12 protein-coding genes are annotated in these 15,209 nt (G+C 39.4%); 1 reads left to right on the top strand and 11 read right to left on the bottom strand.

The genetic code is table 11. From position 1 onward, the window contains the following. Positions 1 to 135 precede the first annotated feature (135 nt). Positions 136 to 2,409, top strand: coding sequence for an HAD-IC family P-type ATPase (locus PT287_RS06795; RefSeq protein ID WP_277133693.1), 2,274 nt, complete (start codon positions 136 to 138; stop codon positions 2,407 to 2,409). A gap of 80 nt (positions 2,410 to 2,489) precedes the next feature. Here PT287_RS06795 and PT287_RS06790 read toward each other — a convergent pair whose 3' ends face one another. The 11 genes from PT287_RS06790 to PT287_RS06740 form a co-directional block, all read right to left on the bottom strand. Continuing rightward, positions 2,490 to 3,008 (bottom strand): GNAT family N-acetyltransferase, encoded by a 519-nt coding sequence (locus tag PT287_RS06790; protein ID WP_277133691.1) that lies wholly within the window; start codon positions 3,006 to 3,008, stop codon positions 2,490 to 2,492. 130 nt (positions 3,009 to 3,138) lie between these two features. Next, positions 3,139 to 3,666 carry an adenine phosphoribosyltransferase gene (locus PT287_RS06785; protein WP_277133689.1) on the bottom strand — a complete coding sequence of 176 codons (528 nt, stop codon included), beginning with the start codon at positions 3,664 to 3,666 and terminating at the stop codon, positions 3,139 to 3,141. 99 nt (positions 3,667 to 3,765) lie between these two features. Continuing rightward, positions 3,766 to 6,042 (bottom strand): single-stranded-DNA-specific exonuclease RecJ, encoded by a 2,277-nt coding sequence (recJ, locus tag PT287_RS06780; protein ID WP_277133716.1) that lies wholly within the window; start codon positions 6,040 to 6,042, stop codon positions 3,766 to 3,768. Between the two features lie 23 nt (positions 6,043 to 6,065). After that, entirely contained in the window at positions 6,066 to 7,904 is a 1,839-nt protein-coding gene (gene lepA, locus PT287_RS06775) for a translation elongation factor 4 (RefSeq protein ID WP_277133688.1), read from the bottom strand. Positions 7,905 to 8,035: 131 nt separating this feature from the next. Further along, entirely contained in the window at positions 8,036 to 9,178 is a 1,143-nt protein-coding gene (gene dnaJ, locus PT287_RS06770; protein ID WP_277133686.1) for a molecular chaperone DnaJ, read from the bottom strand. Positions 9,179 to 9,259: 81 nt separating this feature from the next. Further along, positions 9,260 to 11,128 carry a molecular chaperone DnaK gene (gene dnaK / locus PT287_RS06765; protein WP_277133685.1) on the bottom strand — a complete coding sequence of 623 codons (1,869 nt, stop codon included), beginning with the start codon at positions 11,126 to 11,128 and terminating at the stop codon, positions 9,260 to 9,262. A gap of 17 nt (positions 11,129 to 11,145) precedes the next feature. After that, complete coding sequence (grpE, locus tag PT287_RS06760; protein ID WP_277133683.1) at positions 11,146 to 11,742, bottom strand: nucleotide exchange factor GrpE; 597 nt, start codon at positions 11,740 to 11,742, stop codon at positions 11,146 to 11,148. 11 nt (positions 11,743 to 11,753) lie between these two features. Continuing rightward, positions 11,754 to 12,803 (bottom strand): heat-inducible transcriptional repressor HrcA, encoded by a 1,050-nt coding sequence (hrcA, locus tag PT287_RS06755; protein WP_277133681.1) that lies wholly within the window; start codon positions 12,801 to 12,803, stop codon positions 11,754 to 11,756. A 153-nt stretch (positions 12,804 to 12,956) separates the two neighbouring features. After that, positions 12,957 to 13,886 (bottom strand): riboflavin biosynthesis protein RibF, encoded by a 930-nt coding sequence (gene ribF, locus PT287_RS06750; RefSeq protein WP_277133680.1) that lies wholly within the window; start codon positions 13,884 to 13,886, stop codon positions 12,957 to 12,959. A 19-nt stretch (positions 13,887 to 13,905) separates the two neighbouring features. Then, positions 13,906 to 14,799 carry a tRNA pseudouridine(55) synthase TruB gene (truB, locus tag PT287_RS06745; protein ID WP_277133678.1) on the bottom strand — a complete coding sequence of 298 codons (894 nt, stop codon included), beginning with the start codon at positions 14,797 to 14,799 and terminating at the stop codon, positions 13,906 to 13,908. 44 nt (positions 14,800 to 14,843) lie between these two features. After that, positions 14,844 to 15,206 carry a ribosome-binding factor A gene (locus PT287_RS06740; protein ID WP_277133676.1) on the bottom strand — a complete coding sequence of 121 codons (363 nt, stop codon included), beginning with the start codon at positions 15,204 to 15,206 and terminating at the stop codon, positions 14,844 to 14,846. Positions 15,207 to 15,209: the final 3 nt, after the last annotated feature.

The following is a 15,209-nucleotide window of genomic DNA, read 5'->3' as shown; positions in this document are numbered from 1 at the left end:
AAAAAACATTTATTCTCAGTTAATTTTTAAAATAAACATTAATATTATCAAGCGGCTATGCTTTTATTTCCTAGAAAAAAAGACGTAACTGTGCTAATTTAGATAAAGTATAAATTAATCAAAGGAAGGCAAATCATGTCTGAAAAAATTACCGGCTTAAGTCAAGCTGAAGCAGATAAACTTCTTAAAGAAAAAGGGTTAAATGAGGTTCCAGAACCACAATTTAACTTTTTTAAAGAATTTTTATCTAAATTATGGAACCTATCCGCTTGGATTCTGGAAGCAGCCCTGCTTTTGGAATGTATTTTAGGAAAATGGATTCAATCATTATTTGTACTGTTAATGTTACTATTTGCGGCATGGAATGGTGCGACACAAAAGAAGCGTTCACGTCGAGTACTAAATAATATTTCCCACAAATTAACACCAACTGTTTCCGTTCAACGCGACAATAAGTGGCAAAACATCGATTCCAAGTATCTTGTACCTGGTGACCTGATTAATTTGCAGCCGGGTGACGTGCTTGCAGCTGATGTCAAACTTGTTGATGGCCAACTTTCAACCGATGAAAGTTCAATTACCGGTGAAGCAAAAACAGTTCATAAGAAAGTTAATGATGCAGCTTTTGCTGGTACAACGGTTGTCGAAGGGTCTGGCTTAGCAATTGTAACTGCTACTGGGTCAGACTCTCGTTCAGGTAAGACCATTAACCTAATTAATAATTCTGCAGCTCCTGGACATTTACAGCAGCTATTAACCAAGATTATTTATTACCTTTGCTTACTGGACGGTCTCCTAACTCTAATTATCATTGTTGCTTCCTTCTTTAAGGGTGGCGACATTAAGAATTTAGTTAACATGCTGCCATTTTTAGCAATGATGTTCATTGCTTCAATTCCAGTGGCAATGCCATCGACTTTTGCCTTATCTAACTCATTTGAAGCAACTAGATTGAGCAAGGACGGTGTTCTGACTGCCGATTTAACTGGTATTCAAGATGCTGCCAATTTGAACTTGATTTTATTAGATAAAACAGGAACGATCACTGAAAACAAGACTGCAGTTGCTCAATGGACTAATTTCAGCCAACTTGACAACAAGTTGGTGCTCGAACTAGCTACTGCTGCAACTGACCAACGGAATAAAAAAATCATCGATGCCGCAATCGATGAGTATGCTGTTGAACAAGGATTACCGGTTAAAACAAGTGATGACTTTATCCCCTTCACTTCTGGTACTGGGTACTCAATGGCTAACGTTGATGGTTATAACGTTAAGCTAGGCTCATTTAAGCAGCTTTCTCTAATTGATAAAACCGCTAATGACAAGGTAAAGGAAATCGACTTTGGTGCGGGACGTTCCTGTGCCCTACTAATCAATGACCAACTCGCTGGGGTCTTTATTTTACAAGATAAGGTTCGGTCAGATTCTAAGGCTGCCTTAGCCGAATTGAAAAAGCGCGGTGTTCGCCCAATCATGTTAACTGGTGACAATCAAAAGACAGCTTTAGCAGTTGCTAAACAAGTTGATTTAACTGATGATGTGATTTCAATCCATGATTTTAACGAAAATACCGACATTAATCAGTTGGCCGGAATTGCGGATGTCTTACCAGAAGATAAATTGCGCATGGTTAAGTTCTTCCAAAAGAAGGGCTATATTGTGGGTATGACCGGTGATGGCGTTAATGACTCACCTGCATTGAAGCAAGCAGAAGTCGGCATTGCCGTATCTAACGCTGCTGACGTTGCTAAACGGTCCGGAAAGATGGTTTTACTAACTGATGGCTTGAGTTCAATTGTTAAGATTTTAGATGCTGGTCACCGTGTTTACCAAAGAATGACCACGTGGTCTTTAACTAAATTAGCAAGAACAGCCCAATTGACAATGCTGCTAACATTTGGTTACCTCTTCTTCAATTATATTCCGATGGCGTTAAACGCAATGGTTATCTATACTATTATGAATAATATGGTAACCATGATGATTGGGACCGACCGCACGCATATCACTTATAAGCCAGAAAACTGGAATATCGCTAAATTAGCCAAAATCGCCTTTTCACTTGCTTTTGGCTGGACAGTAATTGGGATTATTGCAGTTGGCTATCTAAATACCCACGGCTTTAGCCATGGTACAGTTTCAACGATGGTTTATGTCTACCTTGTATTGAGTGCAATGTTCATCCTGCTGATTACTAGAACCAAGCGCTTCTTCTGGCAGGATTACCCATCGAAAGCCGTTGGTTTAACCCAAATTGCTGATGTAATTTTAACAATTATCCTTGCTATCTTTGGTATTGCAATGACAAAGATTAGTTGGACTAACCTGTTAATTACCTTTGCAATTGCAATCGTGGCAGCTGTAATAGTTGACTTATTCTATCAGCCAATTATGAAAAATAGATAATGACTTTAAAATAGAGCTTTTTAGTTAAAAAGCTCTATTTTTTTGCAAAAAAATACTCCTAAAATTTAGGAGTATCATCTTTAACGGACTAGTTCATAAACATATGAGGTTTCATCAGCACGGTAAACACCATGTAAAGTTCCCACTTGCCTAAAGCCCATTTTATCAATCAAGTGTTGCATTGCCTTGTTATCTTCATGAGTATCAATTCTAATTGAATCAACTTCAGGGTGATTATCCCGAATATTTTCAATGACAGCTTGCAACAGCTTAGTGGCGTAACCATTACCAGCGTGCTTAGAATGAATTGCGACTCGATGAATAACCACATAATTATCCGTTTGCACTAGCCAGTCACCATTTAATTTATCGTATGAATGATCGGGCGGTGTAACGATCGAAATTGCACCAACAGTCTCCTCATCATCAGAAACAGCTAGGTATGCCCAACCATTTTCAATATCTTCTTTAATCTGATCAGGCGATGGATATTCACCCTGCCATTGATTGACACCACTTTCTGCCAATTGTTTAGCGCCATCTTTTAAAATTGCCATAATTTGATCAAAGTCAGTCATTGTTGCTCTTCTTAATTGCAATTTTTTCACTTCTCCTTTTAAAACATACGATCTATTATACCGACGCTAATCAGGTATGTAAAAATATTTGTTTTTGCAACACTAATAAAAAAACAGTTTTCTTTAATTACAAAAGAAAACTGCTTTGCTATTAAGCACCATGATATTGGACAAGTGAATAAATATCAAGTCCTGGTAACTTTTCCTTACCCTTTAAATCAGGTAATTCAATATAAAATGCGGCTCCAACTAAGACACCACCTAAATTTTCAATTAACTGCTTACAGGCACGCAACGTTCCAGCTGTTGCAAGTAAGTCATCACAGATAACTACTCGTTGTCCTGGTTTAATTGCATCCTTATGCATTTCTAAGCTGTTAGAACCATATTCCAAATCATATGAAGCTCTCTCGACTTCTCTTGGGAGCTTATGAGGCTTTCTTGCAGGAACAAAGCCTAAACCTAATTCAGTTGCAACGGGACAGCCAACAATAAATCCACGAGCTTCAGGACCAACAATGACATCTGCTTTTCTACTCTTAGCGTATTCTGCAAGCTTATGCGTGGCTGCTCTAAACAATTCGCCATCCTGCAAAATCGGGGTAATATCCCGAAAGACAATCCCCTTATTCGGAAAGTCATTAACACTGGCAATCCGTTCTTCAAAAATGTTTTCCATAAGAAGAAAAACCTCCAAAACTTCATTTGCTCTTTCAAAGCACAATTTAACTTACATATTCTAACAGATTTAATCATAAAAAGCACTAAAAAGCGTGTATCAGTGCTTCTTTAGCTGCTGATTGACATACATTAATAATTTATTAGTTGGCATTTGTCTTAATCTGCTTGCAAAAGTGATTTGAGAAGTTACCGCAGTAAAATATTTAGACGCTGAAAGTGGCTTTTTAGTAGGATTGGTTACCCCAACAATCTGGTTATTCTGCAACTGAACAAAGTTAAGCTCAAAGAAAACCCGTAAAATAAACAGCAAACTATTATAGTCTAATCCCAGAAATGGTGCAACTTGCCGATAATCTGCTGGTGATAAATCTGAATGAGCATAAACATATTTTAAAACTCGCGCAAAATCTGTCTTGGCTGGAATACTTTCAACTGGTAATTGGTCGAGTAAAAAGCGCAAATATAACTGCTGATAGTTATTCGTCAATGCCTGATTCAATTCAGGCAAATTATGGGGCATATCAATTAATGCGGCAACCTCGCCATTGCCTTCATAATCACGCACTAGCGCAATTTTATCGGGATTTATTCCTAAACTATTGACAGCAACCGTCTGGTTTTTTTCATCAAATAATAAATAACGATCAGCAAAGCCCATCACGTATTTTTCTTGTCGCAAGTCAACTACTGGAGCTGGAACGGCTAGCTTCGGAGCTTTAAAGACAATGCCCTCGATGATACCCTGCAGCTTGGTTTGATTGCGAAAAGTATTCAGCCCTAACTGAATAAAAATTTGGTCAACGAATGGTAAAAGATTACGCGTGACGTATTCCTTATTAAAGCCAACAACATCTAATTTGCCCGCATCTTTAACCGCCTGAAAACGGATATGCGTCTTGTCCTTGCCCATAAAGTCAAAATTGTTAATCGCTGCATGCGTAATGCTAAAAGTTGGTTTAACATTGTCAGTACCAAACGGCCCAGCAAGATTAATCTCGTTCACTGTATCTGGCGACAACTTAACTAATGGTAATTCAAAGTCACACTGCTTCACTGCTAAATTTGGCGTGTCCTTAAAGCTAGCTTCAAAGGCATCCCGCAACTCGTCAATTTTATCAGCCGTAGTTGATAAGCCACAAGCAAAATCATGCCCACCAAATTTGGTCAACAATTTTTCTTTTAAAGGAGACAACGCGTCAAATAAGTTAAATCCTGGAATTGAGCGGCCTGAACCCTTAATGATTCCCGCTTCATTTTTAGTCAAAATAATCGTTGGTTTATGGAATTTCTCAACAACTTTATTGGCTACTAAGCCAAGCACACCCTCGTGAAATTCAGGATCATAAATTACCAGAGTATTCTTAGTCTGCCAGCCGTTAATCTTAACCTGCTCAATGCATGATTGATAAACTGCGGCTGTCAATTCCTTGCGCTCATTATTGAGTTCTTCAATTTGGTTCGCTAATTTTTGTGCTTGTTCTTCATCATCGGAAAGCAGCAACTCCACAGCAAGACTAGCATTAGCCAGTCGGCCAACAGCATTTAGTCGTGGTGCAATATTGAAGCCAACGTCGGTTTCATCAATTGTCCCCAGCTTCAAGCCTGCGTTTTTAATTAATGCCCGCAAGCCCGGACGCTGCGTTTGGTTAAGCATTGCTAACCCGCGTTTAACAATAATATGACCTTCACCAGATACCTTGACTATATCGCCAATAGTACCAATCATGGCAAGCTCTAATAGTTCAGACATTGGATCTTGCATCAATTCACGGCAAATTGTGTACGCAACGCCAGCACCACAATAATCATCAAACGGATATTGCTGGCCCGGATAATTACAGTGCACAATTGCATACGCATCAGGCACTTCTTCCTGGAAAGTATGGTGGTCTGTAATTATTGTGTCAACGCCATGTTCTTTTGCATAAGCAACTTCTTGAACGCCGGTTACACCATTATCGACTGTGATAATGAGCTGAGTACCATCTTCTACAAGCTTTTGATAAGCCGCTAGATTGGGGCCATAACCATCACGAAAGCGATCGGGGATAAAGTAATGCACATCTGCACCTAGTATTTCCAGTGTCTCCATCATGATTGTTGTTGCAGTAATCCCATCTGCGTCGTAATCGCCATAAATGGTTATTTTTTCACCCTGATCAATTGCCTTAGTAATGCGATCGATTGCCTTATCCATGTCATGCATTAAATTAGGCGCAGCCAAATCTTCCTCGGTCGCATTAAACCAAAAGTTTAACTGCTCATCAGTATTAATGCCACGCAAAGAAAACAACTTAGCCGTTATTGGGCTAAGTTGATATTTTTCAATTAACTCAGAAGGTAACTCCTTAGCGGAACGCTGTTTCCACTCGATCATTAAGTTTTCTCCTTAATATTCTACTTCGAATTTAAATCATCATCGTTCATCTTCAAGACGGCCATAAATGCATCTTGTGGCACTTCGACACGACCAACTGCTTTCATACGCTTTTTACCGCGCTTTTGCTTTTCTAACAATTTAGCCCGACGATCGGGATCACCCGTGTGAATTTTCCAGGTAACATCTTTACGATATGGCTTGACAGTTGCCCGCGAAATAATTTTTGCGCCAATTGCTCCTTGAATATCAACCTCAAAGTTTTGCCGAGGAATCAGCTTTTTAAGCATTGATGTCATTTGGCGTGCCCGCTTTTGTGCTTCATCTCTGTGGGCAATAAAACTCAACGCATCAATTGCTTGTTTATTGAGTAAAATATCAATCTTAACTAAGTCAGTTGCCCGATAACCCGTAATTTCATAATCCAGTGAAGCATAGCCCTTAGTTGAGGATTTTAAATCATCGAAAAAGTCATAAATGATTTCGGCTAGTGGCATGTCATAAATCACGTTAACGCGGTATTTATCCAGATAATCCATCGTGACAAATTCACCACGCTTGCGTTGACATAATTCCATTACCGGACCGACAAAATCGTTCGGCACCATAACTTCAGCTTTAACGTAAGGTTCCTGAACTTCCTTATATTCACCAGCACTTGGCAAATCAGATGGGTTATCAATCACCTTCGTCGAACCATCATTCATAATTGCGTGGTAGTCAACTGATGGCGCGGTCATAATTAAATCAAGGTCAAATTCTTGTTCCAACCGTTCTTGCACAACATCCATGTGAAGCAAGCCCAAAAAGCCACAACGAAAACCAAAACCTAGCGCCGTTGAAGTTTCAGGTTCAAATTCCAAGGCGGCATCATTTAACTGCAATTTTTGTAATGCTTCTTTTAAATCGTTATATTTGGCATTTTCAACGGGATACATCCCTGAATAGACCATCGGCGGAATTTGCCGATAACCAGGTAGTGGCTCTGCTGTTGGGTGTTCTGCAGACGTAATCGTATCACCCACTCGAGTTTCACGAACTGACTTGATATTAGCCGTTAAGTAACCAACATCCCCAGCAATCAAAATATCTTTCTTAACTGGTTGCGGACTAGTCACACCAACTTCTGTTACCTCATACTTTTTACCAGTATTCATAATTTCAATTTGATCACCAGGCTTAACTGTCCCTTCTTCAACACGAATGGACAGCACAACGCCGCGATAATCATCATATTTTGAATCAAAAATCAACGCCTTCAATGGTGCTGTTAAGTCACCTGCTGGTGCTGGTATCTCATTAACCACCTTTTCAAGCATATCAGCGATACCCTGACCAGTTTTACCAGAAACTTCAACGGCATCGGAAGCATCAAGACCAAGCATTTCTTCAATTTCTTCTTTAGCTTGCTCTGGATTAGCCGATGGCAAGTCAATCTTATTAATCACCGGCAGAATTTCTAGGTCATCATCAATTGCTAGGTAAGTATTAGCCAAAGTCTGTGCCTGCACACCTTGTGATGCATCAACAACTAACAGTGCACCTTCACAAGCAGCAAGTGACCGTGAAACTTCATAAGAAAAGTCGACGTGTCCCGGGGTATCAATCAAGTGGAAAATGTAGTCTTCACCATCTTGTGCATGGTACTTGATTTCTACCGAGTTCATCTTGATTGTGATTCCACGTTGGCGTTCAAGTGGCATATCATCAAGCATTTGATTCTTTAATTGTCTCTGCGAAACCGTGTCTGTCAATTCCAAAATCCGATCAGCAATTGTCGACTTGCCGTGATCAATATGGGCAACAATTGAAAAGTTGCGAATGTGTTTTTGATAATCTTGTAATTTTTTAATATCCATAAATTATTTGCACCCTTTGTTTCTATCTCTCTAATTATAGCAAATTCGCAAGTGCAGTTAAAATTAATTAGAAGTTCTGTAAATTTTAAAAGAAAAAGAATCCTAAAATTTAGGATCCTTAATTAAATTTTTTACTTTAACTTTTCTTTTAAGCGTTCAAAAAAGCCTTTTTCTTGTGGGGTAATTGAACCACCACCAGCTTTAACAAAGTCAACTAATGCTTCTTTCTGCTTCTCGTTAATTGACTCTGGGATTTGCACTTGAACAGTCGTTACCTGATCACCATTACCATTACCGCGCAAATATGGTACACCCTCGCCACGCAAAGTAAATTTCTTGTTAGGCTGGGTACCAGCAGGAATCTTCAACTTACTCTTGCCGTGAACCGTTTTAATGTCAATTTCGTCCCCTAAAGTTGCTTGAGCAAACGAAATTGGTACTGTGGTATAGATTGTATTGCCATTACGTTCAAAGTCCTTAGATGGCTTAATCCGGTAACTAATGTACAAATCACCGTAAGGGCCACCGTTTTTGCCAGCTTCACCCTGGCCTTCATAGCGTAATTGTTGACCATTATCAATTCCGGCAGGAATGTTAATTTCAATGTTGTTTTTACCATCAACAGTCCCCTTACCATGACAAGTTTTACATGGGTGCTCAATGATTACGCCGCGGCCATGACACTTATCACAAACTGTCTGGCGGCGAATCATACCTAGCATCGACTTTTGCGTTACAGTCATGTAACCCGAGCCGTGACACTTATCACAAGTAATTGGATGCGTGCCCTTTTCGGCACCAGTTCCTTGACAAGTAGAACAAGTTTCACTACGAGTATAAGATACCTGCGTCTTTTTACCCGTAATCGCGTCCATAAAATCAATTGTCAATGTATAATCGAGATCCTGACCACGTTGTGGGGCAGTTGGATTAGCTTGACGTTGACCGCCACCAGCGCTACCGCCGCCGAAGAAATCATTGAAAATATCGCCGAAATCACCAAAGCCATTAAAGTCACCATAACTTTGACCACCACCAAAGCCGCCTTGACCATTGACGCCGGCAGAACCAAATTGATCATACTGAGCCCGCTTTTGCTTATCATGCAAAACTTCGTAAGCTTCGTTAACTTCCTTATACTTTTTTTCAGCTCCCGGTTCATGATTCAAATCTGGGTGATATTTCTTAGCTAATTTACGGTAAGCAGAGTTAATTTCTTTATCACTGGCATTGCGATCAACACCTAGCACATTATAATAGTCTTCTTGTGCCATCTATTAAAAGCTCCTCACTTTCCAAAAGAAAAGAACTACTTTTGCGGCAGTTCTTTTCTAATTTATTCAATTATAAACCCTTTACTTGTTTGGGTCTACTTTGTGGAATTCACCGTCAGTTGCAGAACCATCACTTGTATTGCCGCCTTGTGAACCCGGATTCTGTGGACCGGCTTGCGGGCCAGCTTGACCAGCTGCTCCTTGAGCACCACCATTAGCCTGGTACAATTTAACAGCCAAATCTTGAGCAACCTTAGTTAATTCATCCTTCTTAGACTTCATTTCATCCAAGTTATTGTCCTTTTGCGCCTTCTTCAACGCATCAAGAGCATCTTGAACCTTCTTGGTATCATCTGCAGAAACCTTGTCGTTATCCTTAACTTCCTTCAGAGTCTTTTCAGTTGAGAAGATTAATTGGTCAACTTCGTTACGTAAGTCAACTTCTTCCTTCTTCTTCTTATCCTCTTCAGCGTGTTCTTCGGCTTCTTTTTGCATCTTTTGAATTTCTTCATCAGAAAGGCCAGATGAACTCTTAATTGTTATCTTTTGTTCCTTACCAGTACCCATATCCTTAGCAGAAACATTAACGATACCGTTCTTATCAATATCAAATGTAACTTGGATTTGTGGTACACCACGAGGTGCTGCAGGAATGTCAGTTAACTCAAAGCGACCTAAAGTCTTATCATCTTGAGCCATTGGACGTTCACCTTGCAAAACATGAACGTCAACAGCTGGTTGATTATCAGCTGCTGTTGAGAAGATTTGACTCTTAGAAGTTGGAATTGTTGTGTTCTTTTCAATTAACTTAGTGAAGACACCACCCATGGTTTCAATACCAAGTGACAATGGTGTAACATCAAGCAAAACAACGTCTTTAACGTCACCTGAGATAACCCCACCTTGAATAGCAGCACCCAAAGCAACGGCTTCGTCAGGGTTGATTGAATGGTCAGGTTCCTTGCCAGCCCACTTCTTAACAGCTTCTTGAACGGCAGGAATACGAGTTGAACCACCGTTTAAGATAACCTTGTCAATGTCACTAACTGTCAAGTCAGCATCATTTAAAGCATTGTCAAAAGCAACCTTAGTACGATCAACTAAGTCACTAGTTAATTCATCAAATTTAGCACGAGTTAAATCAGCTTCAAGGTGCAAAGGACCAGATTCACCAGCAGAAATGAACGGTAATGAAATGTGAGTTGAAGATACACCTGACAAGTCCTTCTTAGCCTTTTCTGCAGCATCCTTTAATCGTTGTAAAGCCATCTTGTCTTTAGACAAGTCAACGCCATTTTCATCCTTAAAGTTTTGGATGAGCCAATCCATGATCTTGTTATCAAAGTCGTCACCACCAAGGTGAGTATCACCATTAGTTGATAATACTTGGAAGACGCCGTCACCTAATTGCAATACGGAAACATCAAAAGTACCACCACCAAGGTCGTAAACCAAGACTTTTTCATCTTCGGCATCTTTATCAAGGCCATATGCTAATGAAGAAGCAGTTGGTTCGTTAATAATCCGCTTAATGTCTAAACCAGCAATCTTACCAGCATCTTTAGTAGCTTGACGTTGTGCATCGTTGAAGTATGCAGGAACAGTAACAACAGCCTCAGTAACTTTTTCACCTAAGTAATCTTCAGAGAATTTCTTGATATATTGTAAAATCATTGCAGAAATTTCTTGAGGAGTATAGGACTTATCTCCAACTTTAACTTTATAATCTGCTTCACCCATGTGACGCTTAATTGAAATAACGGTATTTGGGTTAGTGATTGCCTGACGTTTTGCAACTTCACCAACTTGAATTTCACCATCTTTAAAAGCAACTACTGATGGTGTAGTCCGGTTACCTTCTGGGTTAGTAATAATCTTTGGTTCTTTACCTTCAAGAACAGCAACTGCTGAGTTAGTTGTTCCGAGGTCGATTCCGATAACTTTTGACATTGATTAACATCCTTTCATTACTGTGCAACAACAACCATTGCTGGTCTTAATGTACGGTCTTTGTATTGATATCCTTTTTGTAAAACTTGGACAACGTGGTCCTTTTGATCATCGCTGCTGGCTGCAACTGTTTGAACAGCTTGATGCAGTGTCGGATCAAATTTAACACCTTCGGCTTCAATTTCACTAATTCCGTGATCTTTCATAGCCTTAACTAAAGAATCAAGTGTCATTTGCACACCCTTTTTTAGCTGTTGAGATGCTTCATCATCAACCTTGGTGCCTAAGGCACGCTCTAAATTATCCATTGCTGGTAATACGTCCTTAGCCAAAGATTGCGACTCATACTTTATTAGCTGTGCCCGTTCTTTATTATAACGGTTTTGCATATTCTGCATTTCTGCTTGACTACGCAAATACTTGTCTTCAAAATCTTTGCTGGCTGCTTGAGCTTTAGCCAATTCTTCTTGAAGCTTTTGCTCTGGTGTTTTTTCTTTTTTGTCGGTTTTTACATCTTGCTTTTTCGCTTCAGATGTTGTTTCTTTTTCTGACTTTGCGGTAGTCGCTTCTGTTTGGTCTAAATCTTTTTCACTAGGAAAATCGTTTTTACTCACGGCTAGCCTCCTTATTTAAATCGACCGTAATATTCAAGTAATTTCTTTGCCAACTCATTTCTAAAATACTCAAGTAGGCCTATTACTTGTGAATACGGCATATTTGTTGGCCCCAGCAAAGCAATTACACCTTTGCCGTAGGAACCAACACTGTATTCTGCAGTTAACAAACTGTAATCTTTTAACAATTCATTTGGTAATTCTGAGCCCAAACTGACCCTCACAGGAAATCTTCCCGAATTAGAAGTCGGCCGGTAGGCTACAAGGTTGGCAATCAAATCATCTTGATCAACCAACTCATATAGTGAACGAATACTTGAAACATCATTGCTTGATGTATTATTTAATAAGTTGATTTGGCCATCAACATATAGCTGCTCGCTGGCAGCATCGTTAATGACATCTTCAACCAAATCAATCAGTTCGCTAGCATGCTTACCACTAATATTTTGACCAACAGCCTTATTAAGCAGCTCTGGCGTAATTTCAGTTAAACTTCTACCAACTAGTTCATGGTTAATCATGCGGACAGCTTTTTCAATCTCGTCTCCATGAACATTGTGCGGTAAATTATAAACCTGATTCTGAACGCTACCATCACTGGTAACTAGAATTGCCATCACTTGCCGACCAACTAACGATACAATGCGAAATCCCGTTACCGTTACATCCCGATTTTCCGGTCCTTCCGCAAATGCCGTATAGTTAGTTAAATCGGATAAAATTTTAGCAGCTTCCTGAACAATTTCGTTAACTTGATGAAACGGTCGATCAAGCTGACTAATAATTTTAGTATAAACAGATTCCGGTATTTGCAGCGGCTCAACTAAATTATCAAGATAATAGCGATAGCCTTCACTCGAAGGCACACGACCACTAGAAGAATGAGTCTTTTCAATTAAGCCCTTATCTTCTAGGACAACCATCTCATTTCTGATGGTTGCACTCGACACCTTAATCGGCAACTGATTCATCACTGTCTTTGAACCTACTGGATCATGAGTCTGCGTAAAGTCATTAATGATTGTTTTTAAAATAAGTTCTTGACGTTCGGTCAACATAAATATCGCCCTCACTTTTAGCACTCTCATATCTTTTGTGCTAACAATTATTATGATACTAGCATTTAGCAGAATGTCAAGCCGAGTGCTAAAAATATTTACATTTTCTAGCAGCAAAAAATTTCCATCTACTTTTTAGGTAGATGGAAGTCTTTATTTATCAGCAAAGTAAGCCTTGATCTCTGCTTCATCATGCGCCATTTGCTTTTTTAATCCGGCAAGATCAGCAAATTTTATTTCACCTCGAGTATACTTATACCACTTGATGATCATTTTTTCCCCGTAAGCTTCTTGATCGAAGCCAAATAGATTAGATTCAATAAAAATCCGTTTGCCTTCGTTAATCGTCACGTTATAACCAACACTAGTCATGGAATCATACCATTTATCGCCAATATTTGTTCTAGTCGCATAGACACCAACTTTAGGCAGAACTTTGTTTTCCGACCAAACCAAATTTGCCGTAGGAAAGCCTAACTTATGCCCATTACGCAGTCCGTGACCGACAATGCCAGACATGACATACGGTGAACCTAACAGCTTGGTTGCTAGCTCCATATTGCCATCACTAACTGCTTTTCTAATTTCAGTTGAGCCAATCTTCTGACCCTCATAGGTTTGCTTAGGAACATTAATAATGTCAAATCTTCCTTTAGCAAATTTAGGGAAGTTTTTCATATTGGCAACGTCTTTGGGGCCATAAGTATAATCAAACCCAGCAACGACAGTATCTGCTTTTAGTCGCACGATAATTTGATCGACAAATTCCTGCGCTGTTAGCTTACTAAATTCATCATTAAAATGAATGACAACCAAGTAATCGACACCCAATTGCGCCATTTTATAAGCCTTTTCATCCAGACTATCAATGTAAACAACTTTAGCATTTTGATAAACTTCTTTTGGATGACGATCAAACGTCATGACAACAAGCGGCAGGTGCTTTTTACTTGCTGCTTCACGCGCTAATTCAATCAAGTTCTGATGTCCTCGGTGAACACCATCAAAAAAACCTAATGCTAACACGATTTTACTTGGTATTAAATTTTCTTTAACTGGATAAGTTAAATGGATAATTTGCACAATAAGACCTTCATTTCACCTATTCATTTTGCAAGAGCATCAAATTGGGACGATAATTATCCTCATCCTTTTGATAAATTGCCTTAACCTTATTATTGTATCGTAATGCAACCTGATTTGCATCAGTTTCTAAAGCAATCGCTGCCCCATTTTTCACTTTTAGCCACTGGCCCATAGTTAAGTCAACTTGCACGTAATCTTTAAAAAAGGCATCGATTGGCTGAATCAGTTGCTCTGCTTTACTTGGATCAGCCACAATTTCGTCCAAGCTGACTGCCTGACTAAGATCAAAGCCCGAGCTAGCTGTTCTGCGCAGAATACTCATTACAGCTGGCACACCTAGCTTATCACCCAAATCATTGACTAAAGAACGCACATAAGTCCCCTTACTACATTCAATTGCAAACGCAAATTTCTCTTGACCTTTTTCTTCATCAAAAGCTGGTTGCGCAGTTAAGTCATAAGCCAAGACATTAACCTGCCGTTTGGGCCGTTCAACCTCAATTCCTGCACGGGCATATTCGTATAAATGCTTACCATTAACCCGCACTGCTGAATAAATTGGTGGTACCTGCTCAATCTTGCCGACAAACGACTGCATCCCCTGAGTAATTATATTAGCTGCAAGCGGTTCTGTCATTTTTTTAGTTGCCAAAGTTGTACCACTAATATCGTAACTATCAGTGGCGTAGCCAAAAATCCCCTTGCCGATATATTTTTTGTTTTGCGTGTGCATTAATTCAATCAGCTTAGTTGCCTGACCAATTGCAATTGGCAAGACACCAGTAACATCGGGGTCAAGCGTTCCAGCATGACCGATCTTTTTGATATGTAAAGCTTTGCGGAGATGGTACACAACATCGGCGCTAGTCATCCCTTTAGCCTTATCAATTACTAAAATTCCGTTTAACATTTTAAACCCGTTCCCACTAAAAAAGCGCCACAATGGCGCCTTTTTTAATTGTTACGATCTGCTTCTTGCTTTTTTAAATCAGCAATTAACTTATCGATTTTACTACCATATTTAACAGAGTTGTCCCGCTTAAAAATTAGCTCAGGAACTTTATAGACTGTCAAAACTTGCCCGAGCAAGTGACGCATCATTCCCTTGGCTTTTTCTAAACCAGTAGCAACCTCTTCTTCCTTTTTTGGATCTTCAGAAAGAATACTATAATAAACAGTTGCATATGATAAATCATTAGTACATTCAACCGCAGTAATCGTAACATCATTGACACGCGGATCACGAATATTTTTCCGCAAAATTTTGGTTAATTCACGGAGGATTTCTCCTTCAACACGACCAATTCTGTGCTTCATACT

It is taken from the genome of Lactobacillus sp. ESL0679 (genome assembly GCF_029433515.1).
Lineage (GTDB): Bacteria > Bacillota > Bacilli > Lactobacillales > Lactobacillaceae > Lactobacillus.
This window is presented reverse-complemented; position numbering and strand designations above follow the sequence as displayed.

Excerpts from the sequence above, each read along its gene's own strand:
- lepA (WP_277133688.1), bottom strand. The coding sequence starts at position 7,904 with ATGGATATTAAAAAATTACAAGATTATCAAAAACACATTCGCAACTTT.
- dnaJ (WP_277133686.1), bottom strand. The coding sequence starts at position 9,178 with ATGGCACAAGAAGACTATTATAATGTGCTAGGTGTTGATCGCAATGCC.
- hrcA (WP_277133681.1), bottom strand. The coding sequence starts at position 12,803 with ATGTTGACCGAACGTCAAGAACTTATTTTAAAAACAATCATTAATGAC.
- dnaK (WP_277133685.1), bottom strand. The coding sequence starts at position 11,128 with ATGTCAAAAGTTATCGGAATCGACCTCGGAACAACTAACTCAGCAGTT.
- PT287_RS06795 (WP_277133693.1), top strand. The coding sequence starts at position 136 with ATGTCTGAAAAAATTACCGGCTTAAGTCAAGCTGAAGCAGATAAACTT.
- PT287_RS06785 (WP_277133689.1), bottom strand. The coding sequence starts at position 3,666 with ATGGAAAACATTTTTGAAGAACGGATTGCCAGTGTTAATGACTTTCCG.
- truB (WP_277133678.1), bottom strand. The coding sequence starts at position 14,799 with ATGTTAAACGGAATTTTAGTAATTGATAAGGCTAAAGGGATGACTAGC.
- PT287_RS06740 (WP_277133676.1), bottom strand. The coding sequence starts at position 15,206 with ATGAAGCACAGAATTGGTCGTGTTGAAGGAGAAATCCTCCGTGAATTA.